The following is a 17,455-nucleotide window of genomic DNA, read 5'->3' as shown; positions in this document are numbered from 1 at the left end:
TTTAAATTAACTCAGAACTAATGAAAAGGCTCCTATACATATTATTATAAATAATAAAATTTTAGGTAGGCAATATGAGAGTAATTACATCATATTAAATTAATATGCAGAGTTAATCTATTCAATGGTCTAAAATTCATTTATGGAGCTTAACATTTTTAATAATAATTTAATGTTTACAAATTAAAGCGAAAAATGCGAGGAAAGAAATTATATGATAGAGTATGCTTATATCAAGGAGGTAACGTAATGGAATGGTTTAAAAATTTGAGTAAAGCTATTGATTATATAGAACAGAATTTAGATGGTGATATTTCATATGAAGAAGCAGCAAAAATTGCTTGTTGTGCAACTAATTATTTTCAGCGTATGTTTGCTTATGTGACTGGTATAACATTAGTTGAATATATAGGACGAAGAAGAATGACACAAGCGGCTTTTGAATTACAGATAAAAAATGCTAAAGTTTTAGATATTGCGATGAAATATGGGTATACTTCGCCAACAGCATTCAATCGCGCATTTCAAAGTGTACATGGAATTACTCCTGCTGCGGCAAAATCACAAGGATGCCAGCTTCGTGCATATCCCCCTATTAAATTCTCCATTCAAATACAAGGAGGTAGTGAAATGCCATATAGGATTGAAGAAAAAGCTCCAATGAGAATCGTTGGTGTCCGTATTCCGTTAACACAGGATATGGATAAAAACTACAAATTAATTCCATTGTTTTGGAAACGAACAAAGCAAAGTGAAATATTTCACCAAATTTTAAATCTGGCTAGTGCATCAGAAAAAAGAGTCTTTGGAATTTCAATTTATAATGCAAGTGATGAAGTTTATTACTATATTGCTACTGTAACAGATAAACCTGTGCCAGAAGGAATGTATGAATATGAAATCCTTGCATCAACTTGGGCTGTTTTTGAGAGTAATGGCCCGTTCAAGGAATCCATACAAACTATATACAAACGTTTTTTTACAGAGTGGCTTCCATTTTCAGGTTACCAATATGCAGAAATTGCAGATGTTGAAGTCTATCCAGTTTATAATGAGGGAGCAGTTAGTGGTTATGCAGAAATATGGATGAGTATAAAAAAAGAAAAGGAGAATTAATGAAGTGGAATATAAAGTGGAAATTAGAGAAATAGAATCTATCAGAGTAGCATTTATGAGGTATAAGGGAGCTCTAATAGAAGCAAATAAGGTGTTTCCTAATGTATTCAAATCAATTCGAGGAAAAGCAAATGGGGCACCATTTTTCAACTACATCACAATGAATCCTAAAACTAAGTTTGGAGAAATTGAATTATGTGTACCTACTTCAATGACTCCAAGTGGAAATGGTATAGAAGTAAAAGAACTATCAAGAGTAAAAGCTTTATGTGTTACCCATAAGGGATCTTATGAATCGATGTTCCAGCATATGAAGTAATTGGTGCTTATGTAGAAGAAAATAGGATTAAATTGAAATGATCATTCCGTGAAGTGTTTATAAAAGGTCCTGGTATGTTTATAAAGGGTAATCAGGAGAAATATATTACAGAAATAATATTCCCTATTGAGGAGGAATAATATGGAAGCAATATATGTAAAAAACATTGTTAAACGTTATAAGAATGGTGTTGAAGCCTTAAATGGACTTTCACTAACAGTTAAGAAAGGGGAGATATTTTCACTTCTTGGTCAGAATGGTGCTGGAAAATCAACTTTAATCAATATCCTTACAACATATCTTGAGCCAACTTCGGGTACTGCAAAAATTTTAGGTAATGATATTTATACTGAAACTGATGCTGTAAGAAGAAATATTGCATGTGTAGCTCAAAAAACATCAATTGATACTTATCTATCATTAAAAGAAAATATGATATTACAAAGTAAATTATATAAAATACCAAAAGAAGAAGCAGAAGTGCGTATGAAAATATTGATTTCCTGTTTTGCATTGGAAAGATATCTGCAATATCCTGTTTCATCCTATTCAGGAGGCGTGAAAAGACGACTGGATATTGCTTTGAATCTTATGTCAAATCCACAGATATTGTTTTTAGATGAGCCAACTGTTGGTATGGACATTCAATCCCTTATGGTTATGTGGAATATGATGAAAAAGATTAGAGACGAATTAGGAACCACGATTTTTCTTACCACACATTATCTTGAAGAAGCAGATGATTTAAGTGATACCATTTGCATTATGAGAAATGGAAAAGAGGTAGTACAGGGAACGCCAACTGAATTACGAGAACTAATCAAAAATAACATGTTGAATATTCGCTTTGCTAATAAAAGTGAGGCTATAAGTTGCTTTACAGAGCTTAGTGAAGCAAGGAATGATATTAAGTTATTCCTTCGTGAGGAAAAGATTTTAGTTCATTCAAAACAAAGTATAGAAGATCTACAAGCAATTAGTCAGTGGTTATTTGAGCGAAAAATAAAATTTGAAGGTATTGAAATAGTTCAACCAACATTGGAGGATGTATTCTTAAGATTAACAGAAGTAAATGAATTGGAGGAAATAGTATGAGTGTTATGACTCTTTTATGGCGCAATGTGAAGTGGCGCTTTCACAATAAATTTACAGTGCTAATTACAATTTTACAGCCAATGCTTTGGCTTATCTTATATAGTGCAGTTGCCAGTCAGGCCATGAGGGGAATAGGCATAGATAATTATACTACTTTTATTTTACCAGGGTTAATGGTATTAGTAAGCTTTGGTGCATGTAGCAGCAGTGGAATAATGAACTATCTAATGAAAGCTGATGGAAGTTTCTATCGTATCTTGATAGCTCCAGTAAGTAGGAAGTCAATAGTATTTGGACAAGTTCTTGAACCGGTTTTATGTACATTTCTAAAAGTCGGAATTATGTGCATTGTAAGTTTGTTCTTCTCTGTAAGAATCCAAATGAACCTTCTTGGATTTCTGATTATTATATTAATTATTTTTCTAAATGCGTTATGCTTATCTTCTTTGACCTATGCAATCAGTTTATCTCTTCCTAATGAGGTAATATATGAAACAACTATGAATGCTATAGTATTGCCAGTATTCTTTTTAAGTACAGCGCTATTTCCATCAGATACATTAACTGGTGGGCTTTCAGTAGCTGTAAACTTAAATCCATTTACACATGTAATTAATTTGTTACGCACATTGATGATGGAAGGTAATGTTGAAGCCTTACAACTCTTTGGAGTATTAGTTATGCTTATTGTAATGAGTGGAATAAGTTTTTTATGGGCTTTATCAAGACTAAAGAAAGAGACAAGTATTTGATAGATAAAAATATAATTTAATTGTAAAATTTGCAAAAACTCATTTAATGCTATTTAACCTTATATTTTTGAAGCGAAGTTTTTTAAAAGTGCTACATTCTAAAAATTAACTTATGGTTAATTTTATTCCTTTATATTTAATAAATGTTCAATTGTAGAAGTAGGTGAAATTAGATAGAATAGACTCAAAGAAATATTTCTTTAGTAGCAAGTTTGGAGATGATAAAATGCCGATGAATATAATTATTCAAGAAAAAAGGAAAGAGATTGGATTAACTCAAGAGCAAATTGGAGAATATCTTGGCGTGTCTACTCCTGCCGTGAACAAGTGGGAAAAAGGATATACTTACCCCGATATTTCTTTGTTGCCCGCACTTGCACGGTTACTCAAAGTTGATTTGAATACGTTACTTTGTTTTAATGAAGGGTTAACAGAACAAGAAATAGGTCACTTTATCAATGAAGTAGGAGCTACAATTAGTAAAAATGGTTTTGAGGCAGGCTTTACTATGAGTATGGGAAAAATACGGGAATATCCAAACTGTGATATGCTTATCAATTCAATTGCATTACTTTTGGATGGTGCTCTTCTAATGTATGGATCAAACATTGACGATAAAGAACCCTATAAAAAACAAATTACAGCTTTGTATGAGCGGGTGGCTAAAAGCGATAATGACCAAATTAGGGATAAAGCAATTTATATGCTGGCATCTAAACATCTTGCTTGTATGGAGTATGAGAAGGCACAGGAAATGTTAGACTTATTGCCAGAAAGAACTGCTTTAGACAAGACACAGCTTCAAGCTAGCCTTTTCATCAAACAGAATAAACTTGATGAAGCTGCTATGCTACTAGAACGTAAATTGCTCAATGTAGTCACTGAGGTGGAGATGATTTTGATGAGTTTGGCTGAAATTGAGATAAAAGAAGGAGACAGCAAGAATTCTTCTTATTTGGCAGAACTTTCTCAGAAGGTCACAAATTTGTTTGAACTTGGGGATATGAATGCCCTTGCTACACCGCTCCATATTGCTATTTTACAAAAAAATGTTGAGGACAGTATTTCACTTTTGAAATCTTATTTTTTGGCAACTTTTACACCGTGGGACCTTAGTAAATCCTCTCTGTACCGCCATATAGCAGTAAAATTGAAAATAGCAAAAATAGTAAAAGAAGAGGTAGTAAAAGAAAAGCAGGAGAACTTAGGAAAACAAGTGCCACTAACGTTGATTTCTGAGCTTGAAAATAGTCCTGAATACATGTTTCTCCATTCGAATGCAGAATTTCAACAGTTGATTGAAGAGTATCGCACCAAATTTTGAGAACTAAATTCCAATTTATATTGAAAAAATTCCATTAATATAATCTTAGAAAAAGTATGATAGAAACTTGAATTTGAAATATTATTAAATATATTGTATATGGGAAGTATAAATTTTTTTACTTACAATAAGTAGAAGCGTACCATAAGCAACGGCGTACTTTTTATAGCTTGATAGCATTTGCACTGCCACAGGTAGTATATATTTATGAAAGTGTAATTTTCAGAAAGAAGAGAGTGTCATAGGTTAATGCATAAAAATCCTATATACACTCCTTCTAAAATTAATTAAATGGGCATTGTAAAGGTATCTTTTCTCCTATCTAATAAATTCTTCAGTTTAATTCTTAAATTTATCATCCAATCAGGTTCGTTGTTCCATTTTTCTTCTACAGAGCGAAGTATACGGACATATCCATATAAATTAACATATCGTCTGAAGATAGGCAATAATTTAAGCATTTCATCAGAAATGGCATACTCTAAGCGGTAACCCTTAATAAACTCATTTACCGAAGGTTCTACTTGTTCTTCTGGCATATCCTCCTTTATGCTATCTAATGATTGCTCGATATCCAATGCATACCAATGATACATCGCATCATCAAAATCTATAGGATTATAGATTTTGGTGATTTCATTATAAAATATGTTGTCAGGTTCAAAGTCATAATGGATAAGTCCAAAGTTTTCTTTTGTAGTTGGTAGTTTTGAAAAATAAGCTTTAAGTATAGATAGCTCACTTTTAGCAGCAGTTTCATCTGGAAAAGTTGATAATACATCTTCCATCCAGCACGCTGTTTCTTCCCAGTCATTACGGTTATTATTTACTGGGCAAAATTCACTGCTTAGTTTATGCAATTTTCCTAAAGTCCTACCTAAACCGAAGATTAAATCCTTTGTCAAAGGCATTTCTGATATTTGTTTACCAGATGCTTTTTTAAATGCAACAGCACAGAATGTCCCCCAAGGTGTGTCTACTACTTCAAGTTCATTGCCAGCTTTAGATAAAATAGTGTCTACGGCAGGATAGCCATTACTTCTCAGATAACTCAGGAATTCAAGTTCAGCAAGTATTTTTTCCTTGGGTTTTTCTTCAGTAGGTGTAAATCTAAGAAAAAAGTATTACATTGATTCTTACAACAATAAACTGCATTTGATGAAATTCTATAATACTTTAAAAGATTAGGGTCATCATAATCATACTCCCAATTTTTAAGTATCATATGAGCTAAATCTTTATTATCAAACAAATATTTTAATTTTAGCATTCAACTTAACCTCTTTTCGTATTTCTTTTATTAAGTTTATTTATTCTGTTATTATAATAGGATTTTTTGTTATCCTTTAGAGTTTTAAGTTCTTTCAATTGGCTTTTGTAGCTGTTAAATCTTTCAATACTTAATGTTCCATCTTCAATAGCTTTTTTAACTGCACAGCCAACTTCTTTATCATGTTTACAGTTTCTATATTTACATTGGTCTACCAAGGAGTAGATATCTTGAAAGCTTTCCGAAAGTATATCTTCATCAGCCCATAACTGCAGCTCCCTAACACCTGGAGTATCAATAACTGAGCAGCCTGAACTATGTTGTAAAAGCTGGCTACTTGTGGTAGTGTGTGTGCCTTTACCATTAGAACTGCTTATAGTATTTGTTTTTTGTATTTCATCACCAAAAAGGTAATTAATAATTGTTGATTTGCCTACACCAGAAGAACCAAGAAATACTACAGTCTTACCACAGCATAAATATTTATCAAAGATATTCATATTGATATTATTTAAAACACTTATGGAATGTATAGCTATCCCTTTTGCAATAGTATTTATTTTTTCTATATAATCAGGGATGTTATCGCAAAGGTCACATTTATTTAACAGTATAACAGGTGTAGCTCCGCTACTAAGAACTAAGGTAATATATCTTTCAATTCGACCTATATTAAAATTATCATCAAGCCCACTTACAATAAATGCAATATCTATATTTGAACCTATAATTTGTTCTTCTATATTTCCTCCAATCAGTATACCGTTTTTCATCTTTCTTCCGCCTGATATAGCAAGTTTACGAGCAAAGTAGCTTTTTCTTGGTAATATTGCATATAGAATAGCTTCAGTATCATTAATGGTTTTAATTGCAACCCAGTCACCAACTGCAGGATAATCTTTTTTCACATCTGCATTATACATAAATTTTCCGCTTAGTCTACTATTAAAGTCACCTTTTTCTGAACGAACAATATAGTTGCCTTTATGTTGAGTTATGACTCTTGCGGCTAAGAACTCTCTATCTAAATAGGGCTCAAAATTGTTTTGAAAATATGTGTTCCATCCTAACTTTTCTAAACTCATAAAATCTCCTTTTCTGTAGTAAGCTAAATTTTAGCTTACCTAAATTTTAAAGCTTAATCTGAGTTTGAAATAAAGTTATATGAAGTTCTGAATGAATTAGCATTATCTTAAATTCATTTGTTAAAGTTATTTATATAAAAAAGTATATAAAAATACCACAGCAAGATTAACCTACTGTGGTATACCTAATATTTGGACATAAAAAATACACGCTAACCTGTACCGTGAATTCTAATACTAACTATTAAGGCTGAAAGGTTAAATCAAAGTTGTTCAAAAGGCACAACAAATAAAGAGTATACTAAGTACTCGTAAAAAATCCTTTTGAACCTATATGCAATTATTTTAAAATCACCTCATATAACTTTTGCATAAAAAAATTCACTCCTTTCGCCTAAAATTAACTATTAAGCTTTAACCATAATATACCATGTGATTATTAAGAATACAATACTTAATTTTAATATTAAATTCAAATTTCAATAGTAAAATTAAACTAAGGGTAATTTGGAAAATAATACAAGTGTATCTTATAATCACGTATTTTATAAACACATAGGTCTTAGTAATATGGGCACAGTTATAATGGTTAGCTTAAATACTAATATAATTCCATGTAATATATCTTTTGTCTTAAAGGTATAATAATTAATATTTTTCTGCAGTAAATATAATGTCATAGCCCATTAAAGAAATGATGCTATAGATGTATATTCCAATAATGTGATATGGATTTAAGTGCCACTTATTATATTTTTAATTGTGTGTCAAGTTATCAAAAAGAAAATTAATACCGCTACATATGCACTTCAATACTATCAAATAATTTCAAAATAAAAAAAGAGAGGTCACATTAAAAATTTTACTTATTCATGCGACAACTCTATTAATAAATACTGACTATTATGGAAATAATTAAACGTACATTATTAATCTAAATTGATGATTTTATTGCATATAGATACAGGAACATGCCTATGGCTAATTGAGATTAAAATTTTGTTATTTTCTATTACATATTTATCAATATTTTCAACAACTTCTTTTTCTAATTCTTTATCAAGTGAAGAAGTTGCTTCATCTAAAATAAGTACATCGAAGCATTTTGCTAACGCTCTGCTGATACAAATTCGTTGTTTCTGACCTCCAGAAATATTTTTTCCACCTTCAAGTAGCAAATGGTTCAATGCTTTTTCAAAGCCTTTAACAAAAACATCAGTCTGGGAAATAGTCATTGATTCAAGTAGATGAATTGAGTCTTGCTGATCGAACAAAATATTTTCCTTTACAGTTCCATCAAAAATGAAAAGATTTTGTTCAACTAAAGACACATTCTCATAAATAGAGGTCTTTGCAATATCTCTAATTGAGATGCCATTTATAAGAATTTCCCCAGTATAGCCTTCGTAAACTTTTAACATTAATTGAATAAGAGTACTTTTTCCCTTTCCGCTAGGACCTACAATTGCAACTTTATCTCCTTTTTCAATCTTGAAGTTTAAATTATTAAGTACTTTATCTTTTTTATCATACGAAAACGAGACATTTTTAAACTCAATTGACGTTATTTCATCAATTGCCATTTTCTTTTTTTCCTCTTCAGTTTCCTTTATATACTCTGGATCCTCTAAAAATTCAGTAACACGGTCGCTCATACCAAGTGTAGTTTGTACACCAATGAACCAATCAGACAAATTTGCCATTGGTTCATAGATATAATTCAAATAGGCATAGAAACCTATTAAGCTTCCGATTTTCAAAGAGCCTTTACTAATTAACATGCTTCCCACTAATAGAATGGCAATAGGAAGCATGCTTTGAATCATATCTGTCGTTCCATAACTAACTGCCTGAAAGAAAAGATTTTTATTTACAAAGTTGATATACTGATTAAGTACGTTTTGAAATTTATGGGTAAAATAGTTCTCTTTCTTAAATATCTTAATGGTATAAATACCACTTATATCCTCTTGAAGATTCCCTGTAACTTTTGAGAATTCCTCTCTTTCCTTTAGGCTGTTTTCCCTTAAGTGCTTATTAATGAGGTTAAAAAGGAGACAATATATTGGAGCAGTAACAAGAACAATCAATGTCAATCGTATATTAAGTAATGCCATAAGTACAAATACAGCTAAAAGCCGTATGATATTGATAAGTAACATTGGAATACCAATTGCTATATGTTCTGCAACAGACGTTACATCATACAGAATTTTAGATAGAATATCTCCTGATTTGTTTTCTTTAAAATAAACAAGTTTCTTATTTATAGTAGCCTTAAACATCTCTAATCGTATGTGGTTAATAAATTTTACACGAAATCTATGCCATACATAATTCTGCGCAGTATTTAAAAGAGAAGCAACGAAGGAAACAATTCCAATGAATATTCCCGTTCTTGTAATTACTGATAAAGTTTTTCCGTCTTGAATCTGATTGATAAATAATGCCATCAGATATGGTGTTAAAATCGATACCAACATTCCAATCAAACATAATGATGCCATAAATATTTGCTGTCTGATGTAAGGACCTATAAACCTATATAGTTTTATATACTTTTTAATCATAACTTATTCCTCTATTATTGAAATAAATTGATTTGCATGTAAAAAATTTATTAGTTCCTCAACATCTTCTTTAGTGACATTATTAATTTTAGCATATTGATTTAAATCTTCATTAGTACATGATTTTTTATCTATAATCTTTTCAAAAATTTGAATTGAGATTTTATCTAGAGAAATAGTTTCAAAAGTTTTAGTATTAAATAAATAAAAGCAATCAACTTTTTCTGCAATTCTTGTAGGATAATCTATACTTTTTATGTTAACCATAATATCATTCCTTTCTCAAAAATATATTTTATTAGGATAATTCATTTTTTTCTATCATCTCAAAATACACATCACAATTGCTTATATGATATGGAACTTTCAAATCGTTTAAAATTAAGAAGCAAGGAAAACATTCTTTTTTAAAATGACTACATTTGTTACATGGTTCATATTTTGTTTCATACTCATTGCCTTCAACTTTTTGGAATGGTATATTAAAGTCATTTTCTGCCCAGATATCAAAAAACGCATTTTTATTGAGATTGAACCTTTCTTCATTAACACCATTTAAATTTACTGATAAATATCTATCACAAGGATAAATATATCCCAAATTATTCATAAAGGCAAAAGACATACCTGCAGAGCATCCGTGGTACACATCTGGAAAAGGTAACCCAAGCACTTTAGCACAGTAATCTTGGGCCATAGGTCTAACGAATTTAGGTATTATAGTAATTTCATCTTTAACAAGTTGATATTTTTTTGCTATATTTTCTACTAATTTAAGCTCTTCTTTTGGATTTAATGAAATATTTAAATTTTCAGCATTTCCCTGTACTATTAATTGTAATAAGTCTAATTCATTGACACCTAATTGTATAGAAAAATCAATCATGTCAATAATATAATCATAATTTGTTTTGCTGACAACAGTGTTAACTATAATTTTTAAATCATTTAAATGATGAGTATTTTTAAAATCAATGATAGATTTTAAATTGTTTATTGTTCTATCAAATACGTTTTTTCCCCTAATAAAATCGTTAATTTCAGCATTTGGCCCTTCTAAACTTACTACAAGGTTTTTAAAATTTTTATTTAATAGAAGTTCTCTATTTTTATTAACATTAAAATCAATACAGTTTGTGTTAAATCCAAAGTCTATATCTTTCTGATTCAAGTAGGTACATATCTCTGGTAAGTCTTTTCTACAAGTAGGTTCCCCACCTAAGAAATGGATGTAATCAATCTTCACACTAGAAGAAATCTTATCAATAATATTAAGTATTTCATTAGTTTCTAGTTCATTACTTTTATTACTTAACAATTTTCCATTAATACAATGTGAACAATACAAGTTGCACTTATATGTAATATCCCATTTAATATTTAACCCCATTATTTCATTACCTCACATTCTTAAATATAATTCCGTAAAAAATTTATTTTTTATTTACTTTGGTTTAATACTTCACAAAAATAAGTTTTGATAGCTATCGAGCTTAAAAAGAACTATATTTATTACAGTTCTATAATACTCTCTAAATCTACAGTTTTTAAAAATCTCATAGTATGCTTTTGTACATAGTTATAAAAATATATATAAAATTGAAGACTATGTAAATACCGATTTATCGTTAAGTTTCATGCATAAATGAGTAAATGTAAGTATTAAAAACTTAAATTTTAATACTTACATTTTTCGTAATAAGTTATTGTTCTAAGCTACAAGCATTGCTACCACCGCCACATGCATTGCTACCCATTGCAATTATTGATGATAACTTTACTTTTCTGAAAGAAAGTTTATTTTGTTTCATTGTTTTCACCCCCTCCTAAAAATCCAAAATAAGATACTATACAACTCATAAATGTATAGATTAGTATTTACTATCTGTCGAATTACAAGTCAAATTATACCATAGATATATTTTCAATTCAATACATTTAGTAGATAAAAATCAAAAAAATGTATAAAAAGTAAAATGTATTATTTACACAAGATTTAGTGATGTCAGTTTATAAAACATTAAGCAGAAACTATTTTGAAATAATTTGATGTTGCAAATTTAAATGATATAAGTTACAATTTTGTAATAAAAATAAGAAGATGCCTAAACATAGAAGGTTAGGTTCTTATGCCATATGTAATTATATAAAAAAATTACTAATTAAATGGATCAGCTGGACTAAAAATGAAACGTAGTACAGCATTCAACAGTATCTACATATTATCAACAACTTTTACTTCAGCAATTAATTTTAATGCTGAAGCTTTTTTATACAAAATTTTAATTTTTAGTTGCTTTTTTCATCATAAAACACAATTTATTATGTGAAAGTACTTTTTAGTAATTATTTTAAACCTATATTTACAATAAATAGTTTGTACCATTGAAAATGGGAAATAATGCAAGTCTTTCATCGAAAATAGCATACTCTAAGCGGCAACCTTTAATAAGTCCATTTACCGAAGGTTCTACTTGTTCTTCTATGATATCTAATGATTGCTCGATATCCAATGCATACCAATGATACATATAGTTCTGTGATTTCATTATAAAATATGTTGTCAGGTTCAAAGTCATAATGGATAAGTCCAAAGTTTTTTTGTAGTTGGTAGTTTTAAAAAATAAGCTTTAAGTATAGATAACTCACTTTTAACAGCAGTTTCATCTGGAAAAGTTGATAATACATCGTCTATCCAGCACTCTGTTTCTTCCCAGTCATTACGGTTATTATTTACTGGGCTAAATTCACTGCTTAGTTTATGCAATTTTCCTAAAGCTTTATCTAAACCGAAGATTAAATCCTTTGTCAAAGGCATTTCTGATATTTGTTTACCAGATACTTTTTTTAATGCAACAGCATAGGATATTCCCCAAGGTGTGTCTAGTACTTCAAGTTCATTGCCAGCTTTAGATAAAATGGTGTCTACGGCAGGATAACCATTGAGGTAAATTTACTATCAAACAAGTATTTTAATTTTAACATCCAACTTAACCTTTTTTCATATTTCTTTTATTAAATTTATTTATTCTGTTATTATAATAGGATTTTTTGTTATCCCTTAGAGTTTTAAGTTCTTTCAATTGGCTTTTGTAGCTATTAAATCTTTCAATACTTAATCTTCTATCCTCAATAGCTTCTTTAACTGCAAGCCAACTTCTTTATCATGTTTACAGTCTCTATATTTACATTGGTCTGACAAGGAATAGATATATTGAAAGCTTTCTGAAAGAATATCTTCATCAGTCCATAACTTCAGTTCTCTAATACCTGGAGTACCAATAACTGTGCAACCTGAGCTATGCTGTAAAAGCTGCCTACTTGTGCTAGTATGCGTACCTTTGCCATTAAAACTGCTTATAGCGTTCGTTTTGTTGTATTTTATCGCCAAAAAGGTAATTAATAATTGTAGATTTGCCTACACCATAAGAATCAAGAAATACTACGGTCTTATTTTAAAATTTAATAAGATACAATTTAGTAATTATTTAATTAAAAATAGAATTTTTAGCCTTGACTCTACCCTTACAGGAGAAAGTATTCTTTAAATGTAGTTAATATTTTCAAAAGAAAGAGGGGAAAATTTATGAGAAATATAATTTCTGTAGAAAATCTTAAAAAGAGTTACAAGTCTAAAATAGCAGTAGACAACCTTTGCTTTAGTGTTAAAAAGGGAGAATTCTTCGGATTATTAGGTCATAACGGAGCAGGTAAATCAACAACCATAGACTGTATTTTAGGGTTGAAAAATTTTGAAAGTGGAACAGTAAGAATCCTAGATATGGACCCAAAGAAATCAAGAAAAAGACTATTCGAAAAGGTAGGAGTTCAACTTCAATCATCAGTATATCAAAATAAAGTGAAGGTTTGGGAGCTTTGTGAAGAAATATCTGTTTTATATAAAGAAGCAGATGATTATAAAAGATTACTAAAGGAGTTTTCATTAGAGAAAATCGAGAATAATTATGTATCAACCTTGTCTGGCGGAGAAAAGCAAAAACTAGCAATATTACTAGCTTTACTTCCAAAGCCAGAAGTGGTTTTCTTAGATGAATTAACTACAGGTTTAGATGCAGAAGCAAGAAGAGGAGTTTGGAAGAAACTTAGTGAGTTAAAGAAAGAAAACATAACTATTTTGCTTACATCCCATTATATGGATGAAGTTGAAGAGTTATGTGATAAAATATGTATTATAAAGAATGGTAAAGAAGTAATTAGTGGAACTGTAGAAGAGGTTATTTCCTCCAGTCCATATACAAGATTAGAAGATGCTTATTTATGGTATATGGAAAAGGAGGAAGTATAAAATGAAAAGATTTTTAACATTATTAAAGATAGAAGGAAAATTAGCTTTAAGAGGAATTGATGGAGTATTTTTTGGCGTAATTATGCCAGTTGGAATTGCCTTATTACTAGGAATGATATGTGGTAATAAACCGGCTTTCGAAGGAGCAACGCACACTTATCTTCAAGAAAATGTACCTGCTATAATTACAGTAGGAATATGTGCAACTGCATTTATGGGTATACCCCTTGGTATTGCAGATTATAGAGATAAAAAAATATTAAAGCATTATTTTGTTACACCAGTTAGTCCTTCAATAATATTGTTTGTTCAAGTAGCTATAAATATGATAACAGCAATTGTGTCGAGCTTAGCAGTTTTTATTACAATGAAAATATTTTTTGGATATGAAATGACAGGTTCAATAGTTAATTTTATATTTGCTTATTTTTTAGTAATGGCATCAATGTATGGATTTGGAATGTTAATAGCAAGTGTGTGTAACAATGTAAAGGCTGCAAATTTAGTTTGTACAATAGTCTACTTTCCAATGTTATTTTTATCAGGAGCAACAATTCCTTTTTCAATATTACCGGATGGCTTACAAAAATTATCGAACATATTGCCTCTAACTCAAGGAATAAAATTGTTAAAGGGATATGCATTAGGAATAGAGACAAATTTAACAATACCACTGTTAGTAATGCTAATTTCAATAGTTACAACAGTAATATTTTCAATAAAATTATTTAAATGGGAGTAAAGGAGTCTTAATATTATGGAAAATCAATATAAATGTGATAAAAAGATGAAAACAGCCTTATATAAAATAGGATTATTTTCTCAAATGAATAAAGTTACTATTAAAACTCTTAGGCATTATGATGAAATAGGACTTTTAAAGCCAGCCTATATTGATGAATTTACAGGCTATAGATATTACGCATCAGAACAGTTACCAATGTTGCATGAAATTTTAGCTTTAAGGCAAATGGGATTTTCTTTAAATGAAATAGCAAAAGTACAAGAGGGGGTATCAGTAGAATCAGTATTAATTAAAAAGAAAACGGAGTTATTAAAAAAAATTTCAGAAGAAACAATGAAACTGTCGCAAGTAGAACATTATCTTCATAATAGAAATGAGTGCTCAAATTATAATGTTATATTAAAGGAATTACCTGAAGTAATAGTTGCTTCAATGAGGACAATAATACCAGACTATAATTCCTTGTTTGGTATTATTCCACCCATGGAAAGAGAGATGGAAAGATTAGGATGCGTTTGTGCAATCCCAGAATATTGCTTCAACATATATCATGATGGTGAATACAAGGAAAAAGATGTAGATGTAGAAGTTTGTGAAGTAGTAACAGAAATGAAAGAAAGCTCTGATATGATTAAGTTTAAGAAGATTGAAAAAATAGAAACTGCTGCATGTGTACTTCATAAAGGTAGCTATAGTGATTTTCCTAAAGCATATGCTGCATTACTTAAGTGGATTGAGGAAAATGGCTTTGAGTTAATTGATAATCCAAGGGAATCCTATATTGATGGCATATGGAACAAAGATTCAATAGATGATTGGCTAACAGAAATACAATTTCCAGTAAGAAGTATGGAATAAGTTTATAATTAGGTTATGTATTTATATTGATAGATGAGACTTTGAGCTACGGACAGTTAAAATCTATAGGATATATCACTAAGAGTTAAAGGAGAATAAAACCTTCAAAACTCAGTAGCCATACTACTATAGAATCTTAAAATTGTAACTTGGATATTATACTATAATTATTTAGAATAAATATAAGGATATTAAGTGAAAAAACCCCTCCACAATACAAAAATGAGTTGTGGAGGTTTTTATATATATTTAATTTTAATCATCATATAGTTTCATTACTTCAGAGGCTTTTGCTTTAATTTCATCAATAGCTTCAATAGGTTTAATTATTCTTATATTTTTACCATATGTAAAAGCAAATTCAATACCTTGCCAAATGCTATCAAAATTTATATCTAAATAAAGTTCGTTATCTTTTATAACTTTATTATTTATAGTTATAAAGTTTCTTTCTTGTATATGATTTAGGATAGAAGGATTAACTTTAAAGGTAAAAGTATATTTAGGAATTAAAGATTTAAAATTACTTGTAGATGACTTCCAATGAGCTTCTAAGTTGAAATCCTTTGGTCTTTTAAAATGTTCATCTGTAAAAAGGACACTTTCTATAGAACTTACCTTATAGGTTTTAATAATTTCAGAGTTTATGCCAATTAAATACCAAGTACCTCTTTTACAGACTAATCCTAAGGGATTCAACACTACTTCCTTTGTTTCATTTATTTTTCTATATATTATTTTTAGTACTTTAGAGTTCCAAATAGCATTTTGTAATACAGAAATAATATCTTTACTTACATTAGTAGGGTTTTTACCCCAAGTATGCATATCTATATAAATATAATTTTGAATATTTTTAATTTCTTTAATTTGATAAGGAGAGGAGTTGCCTAAGAGTTTAAGTACTGTAGAGTCTTTAAGTTTTTTAATTCCCAAGTCCTCTAAAATTTTATCGCCAGTTGGGAGAAATAAAGAGTAAATCTCATCATTATTTATTCCATTTAAAGAAGTTTTATAATCTCCTAAAAGTTCTATTCCACCATTTGTTCCTCTATCACTAAATACAGGTATTCCAAGCCCACTTAAGGATTCAACATCTCTATAAATAGTTCTAACAGAAACTTCTAATCTCTCAGATAACTCTTTAGCTGTTAACTTTTTATGCATTTGTAACAACATTAATATAGAAATTAATCGATCTGCTTTCATAATAAATATCTCCATTTCAATATGACATAAGGTGTCAACTATTATAAGCTATAATATATTTTGTATCAAGTAAAAAACTCTGAATATAAAAAATTCTACTGACAAATAATTAATATATTTAAAAGTATAAGAAAGTGAGGGAAAAGATATGGAGAGAAAAATAATACTAAATTTAGCAATAAGCATTGACGGATATATAGCATCAGAAGATGGTGGGTTTGATTGGATAGTTGGAGATGGCGATGATAAATTAGATACTGAAAATAAATGGGATTATGATGAGTTTTTAAAGGGTGTAGATGTTGTAGTTATGGGAAAAAACTGTTATGACCAAAACTTTTATAATGAGTTTAGTGATAAAAAAGTGTATGTAGCCACATCACAAGAATTGCAAGATCATGACAATATACAGTTTATAAATGGTGATATATGTAAAGTAATAGAAGAAGAAAGAAAAAAAGATGGTAAAGACATATTCTTATTTGGAGGAGGAGGTCTTGTTGACAACTTCATTAAAAATGACATCATTGATGAATATATAATTGGAATAATTCCTACAATATTAGGTAAAGGTAGACCTTTATTTTTAGGGAATAATCCTAAAATAGATTTACATTTAGATCAGTATATTATGGATAAGGGTGTTGTAATATTAAGATATTCAAAAAGGTAAGAGATGTAAACGAAGATGTTTGTAGTTTATAGAAAACCTCAGATATTAGGGAATAGTTTAAAATATTTGAAATTTTAAATATTTATTGTTATAATTTTTATTACAGGGTATAATACTAATTGAAAGATTATAA

16 protein-coding genes and 1 pseudogene are annotated in these 17,455 nt (G+C 29.4%); 9 read left to right on the top strand and 8 right to left on the bottom strand.

Annotated elements, in window-relative coordinates; translation table 11 throughout:
- Positions 1–249: 249 nt before the first annotated feature.
- The 5 genes from KQI89_RS05835 (at position 250) to KQI89_RS05815 (ending at position 4,606) form a co-directional block, all read left to right on the top strand.
- The gene (locus KQI89_RS05835; RefSeq protein WP_216456287.1) at positions 250–1,116 is read left to right on the top strand and encodes an AraC family transcriptional regulator; all 867 of its coding nucleotides are present in this window, start codon (positions 250–252) and stop codon (positions 1,114–1,116) included.
- A gap of 4 nt (positions 1,117–1,120) precedes the next feature.
- Positions 1,121–1,435 carry a GyrI-like domain-containing protein gene (locus KQI89_RS05830; RefSeq protein WP_343216327.1) on the top strand — a complete coding sequence of 105 codons (315 nt, stop codon included), beginning with the start codon at positions 1,121–1,123 and terminating at the stop codon, positions 1,433–1,435.
- A 141-nt stretch (positions 1,436–1,576) separates the two neighbouring features.
- Positions 1,577–2,530, top strand: coding sequence for an ABC transporter ATP-binding protein (locus tag KQI89_RS05825; RefSeq protein ID WP_216456286.1), 954 nt, complete (start codon positions 1,577–1,579; stop codon positions 2,528–2,530).
- Entirely contained in the window at positions 2,527–3,282 is a 756-nt protein-coding gene (locus KQI89_RS05820) for an ABC transporter permease (RefSeq protein WP_216456285.1), read from the top strand. Before KQI89_RS05825 ends, KQI89_RS05820 begins: the two co-directional genes overlap by 4 nt.
- Before the next feature lie 226 nt (positions 3,283–3,508).
- Entirely contained in the window at positions 3,509–4,606 is a 1,098-nt protein-coding gene (locus KQI89_RS05815; RefSeq protein ID WP_216456284.1) for a helix-turn-helix domain-containing protein, read from the top strand.
- Between the two features lie 287 nt (positions 4,607–4,893).
- On the opposite strand, the pseudogene KQI89_RS05810 reads toward KQI89_RS05815, so the two are convergent.
- From KQI89_RS05810 to rsgA (KQI89_RS18145), 7 genes and pseudogenes are all read right to left on the bottom strand, one after another.
- Positions 4,894–5,715: pseudogene (locus tag KQI89_RS05810) on the bottom strand (phosphotransferase enzyme family protein); the annotation flags it as partial.
- Positions 5,716–5,881: 166 nt separating this feature from the next.
- The gene (gene rsgA, locus KQI89_RS05805; RefSeq protein WP_216456283.1) at positions 5,882–6,961 is read right to left on the bottom strand and encodes a ribosome small subunit-dependent GTPase A; all 1,080 of its coding nucleotides are present in this window, start codon (positions 6,959–6,961) and stop codon (positions 5,882–5,884) included.
- Positions 6,962–7,890: 929 nt separating this feature from the next.
- Positions 7,891–9,531, bottom strand: coding sequence for an ABC transporter ATP-binding protein (locus KQI89_RS05800; RefSeq protein ID WP_216456282.1), 1,641 nt, complete (start codon positions 9,529–9,531; stop codon positions 7,891–7,893).
- A 3-nt stretch (positions 9,532–9,534) separates the two neighbouring features.
- Positions 9,535–9,798 (bottom strand): hypothetical protein, encoded by a 264-nt coding sequence (locus KQI89_RS05795; protein WP_216456281.1) that lies wholly within the window; start codon positions 9,796–9,798, stop codon positions 9,535–9,537.
- 31 nt (positions 9,799–9,829) lie between these two features.
- Complete coding sequence (locus KQI89_RS05790) at positions 9,830–10,921, bottom strand: radical SAM protein (RefSeq protein ID WP_216456280.1); 1,092 nt, start codon at positions 10,919–10,921, stop codon at positions 9,830–9,832.
- 1,185 nt (positions 10,922–12,106) lie between these two features.
- On the bottom strand, positions 12,107–12,343 hold the full coding sequence (locus KQI89_RS05785; protein ID WP_216456279.1) for a hypothetical protein: 237 nt from the start codon (positions 12,341–12,343) through the stop codon (positions 12,107–12,109).
- Positions 12,344–12,646: 303 nt separating this feature from the next.
- Positions 12,647–12,922 carry a GTPase RsgA gene (gene rsgA, locus KQI89_RS18145; protein ID WP_216456278.1) on the bottom strand — a complete coding sequence of 92 codons (276 nt, stop codon included), beginning with the start codon at positions 12,920–12,922 and terminating at the stop codon, positions 12,647–12,649.
- Positions 12,923–13,117: 195 nt separating this feature from the next.
- Here rsgA (KQI89_RS18145) and KQI89_RS05775 point away from each other — a divergent pair, with 195 nt between their 5' ends.
- Genes KQI89_RS05775 through KQI89_RS05765 form a run of 3 tightly spaced genes read left to right on the top strand, consistent with a single transcriptional unit; the run spans position 13,118 to position 15,440 of the window.
- Positions 13,118–13,837 (top strand): ABC transporter ATP-binding protein, encoded by a 720-nt coding sequence (locus tag KQI89_RS05775; RefSeq protein WP_216456277.1) that lies wholly within the window; start codon positions 13,118–13,120, stop codon positions 13,835–13,837.
- Between the two features lies 1 nt (position 13,838).
- Entirely contained in the window at positions 13,839–14,579 is a 741-nt protein-coding gene (locus KQI89_RS05770; RefSeq protein ID WP_216456276.1) for an ABC transporter permease, read from the top strand.
- Between the two features lie 15 nt (positions 14,580–14,594).
- Positions 14,595–15,440 carry a MerR family transcriptional regulator gene (locus KQI89_RS05765; RefSeq protein WP_216456275.1) on the top strand — a complete coding sequence of 282 codons (846 nt, stop codon included), beginning with the start codon at positions 14,595–14,597 and terminating at the stop codon, positions 15,438–15,440.
- A 255-nt stretch (positions 15,441–15,695) separates the two neighbouring features.
- Here the strand turns inward: KQI89_RS05765 and KQI89_RS05760 are convergent, their stop codons facing one another.
- Positions 15,696–16,649, bottom strand: coding sequence for a helix-turn-helix transcriptional regulator (locus KQI89_RS05760; protein ID WP_216456274.1), 954 nt, complete (start codon positions 16,647–16,649; stop codon positions 15,696–15,698).
- Positions 16,650–16,797: 148 nt separating this feature from the next.
- Between KQI89_RS05760 and KQI89_RS05755 the strand changes: the two genes are divergently transcribed.
- Positions 16,798–17,322 carry a dihydrofolate reductase family protein gene (locus KQI89_RS05755; protein WP_216456273.1) on the top strand — a complete coding sequence of 175 codons (525 nt, stop codon included), beginning with the start codon at positions 16,798–16,800 and terminating at the stop codon, positions 17,320–17,322.
- Positions 17,323–17,455 lie beyond the last annotated feature (133 nt).

Origin of the sequence: Clostridium simiarum (assembly GCF_018919175.1) — a bacterium.
GTDB lineage: Bacteria > Bacillota > Clostridia > Clostridiales > Clostridiaceae > Clostridium_L > Clostridium_L simiarum.
Note: the sequence above shows the minus strand (reverse complement) of the source record. Positions and strands in the feature narration are given on the sequence as shown.

Bases quoted from the DNA above. Each gene is read 5' to 3' on its own strand.
- KQI89_RS05770 (WP_216456276.1), top strand. From the start codon at position 13,839: ATGAAAAGATTTTTAACATTATTAAAGATAGAAGGAAAATTAGCTTTA.
- KQI89_RS05815 (WP_216456284.1), top strand. From the start codon at position 3,509: ATGCCGATGAATATAATTATTCAAGAAAAAAGGAAAGAGATTGGATTA.
- KQI89_RS05775 (WP_216456277.1), top strand. From the start codon at position 13,118: ATGAGAAATATAATTTCTGTAGAAAATCTTAAAAAGAGTTACAAGTCT.
- KQI89_RS05800 (WP_216456282.1), bottom strand. From the start codon at position 9,531: ATGATTAAAAAGTATATAAAACTATATAGGTTTATAGGTCCTTACATC.
- KQI89_RS05760 (WP_216456274.1), bottom strand. From the start codon at position 16,649: ATGAAAGCAGATCGATTAATTTCTATATTAATGTTGTTACAAATGCAT.
- KQI89_RS05755 (WP_216456273.1), top strand. From the start codon at position 16,798: ATGGAGAGAAAAATAATACTAAATTTAGCAATAAGCATTGACGGATAT.
- KQI89_RS05790 (WP_216456280.1), bottom strand. From the start codon at position 10,921: ATGGGGTTAAATATTAAATGGGATATTACATATAAGTGCAACTTGTAT.
- KQI89_RS05820 (WP_216456285.1), top strand. From the start codon at position 2,527: ATGAGTGTTATGACTCTTTTATGGCGCAATGTGAAGTGGCGCTTTCAC.
- KQI89_RS05795 (WP_216456281.1), bottom strand. From the start codon at position 9,798: ATGGTTAACATAAAAAGTATAGATTATCCTACAAGAATTGCAGAAAAA.
- KQI89_RS05765 (WP_216456275.1), top strand. From the start codon at position 14,595: ATGGAAAATCAATATAAATGTGATAAAAAGATGAAAACAGCCTTATAT.
- KQI89_RS05835 (WP_216456287.1), top strand. From the start codon at position 250: ATGGAATGGTTTAAAAATTTGAGTAAAGCTATTGATTATATAGAACAG.
- rsgA (WP_216456283.1), bottom strand. From the start codon at position 6,961: ATGAGTTTAGAAAAGTTAGGATGGAACACATATTTTCAAAACAATTTT.
- KQI89_RS05825 (WP_216456286.1), top strand. From the start codon at position 1,577: ATGGAAGCAATATATGTAAAAAACATTGTTAAACGTTATAAGAATGGT.